This is a genomic window from Bordetella trematum (genome assembly GCF_900078335.1).
Lineage (GTDB): Bacteria > Pseudomonadota > Gammaproteobacteria > Burkholderiales > Burkholderiaceae_B > Bordetella > Bordetella trematum.
Map to the genome: position 1 here is coordinate 1 of NZ_FKBR01000029.1, position 799 is coordinate 799.

Consider the following 799-nt stretch of genomic DNA (forward strand, 5'->3'; position numbering starts at 1 on the left):
GGTAATGCCCCCGTTTTGCACGGGTTTCAAAAGTAGAAACTATGCGGCCATGGCCAGCCGCTGTTTCGGTGTAATGCCGCCCAAGGCCATGTTCGGGCGTTCGTGATTGTAGGACCACATCCATTTGGTGGCATGGTCCTGGACGTGTTCAAGGTCTTCCCATTCATATTGGGATAGCCATTCGTGACGTGCCGTCCGGTTGAATCGTTCGATATAGGCGTTCTGCTGTGGCTTGCCAGGTTGGATATATTCCAGCTTGATGCCACGCTTCTGTGCCCAGGTCGTCAATATTGTCCCAACGTATTCAGGGCCGTTATCGCATCGAATTACTGAAGGCCGACCACGCTGCTCAATGATCTGCGCCAATGTCCTGGCCACCCGCTCGGCAGGCAACGAAAAATCCACTTCGATACCCAACGCCTCACGATTGAAGTCGTCAATCACGTTGAACGTACGGATGCTGCGACCGTCGGCCAACTGGTCATGCATAAAGTCCATAGACCAGACTTCATTGATGCGCGCCGGCTCAGCCAAGGGCTGAGGTACCTGCCGAGCTAAGCGTTTACGCGGCTTAATCCGCAAGTTCAACTCCAGCGCCCGATAAATGCGATAGACGCGCTTATGGTTCCAACCGAAGCCCCTCACGTTGCGCAGATACAGAAAGCACAGCATGAAGCCCCAGGTCCGATGGTTGTCGGTCAAACGCAGCAACCATTGCGCAATATCTTCATTTTCGGTTTTGAGTTTGGCTTCGTAGCGGTAGCAGGACTCACTGATGCGAAACATCTCGCAGGCCAGC

Annotated in this window: 1 protein-coding gene; it reads right to left on the reverse strand. The window is 53.8% G+C overall.

The window, feature by feature from the left end; genetic code table 11:
- Positions 1-39 precede the first annotated feature (39 nt).
- On the reverse strand, positions 40-799 hold a 760-nt coding region (locus tag A7V84_RS12295; protein ID WP_063940006.1), incomplete at its 5' end, for an IS3 family transposase.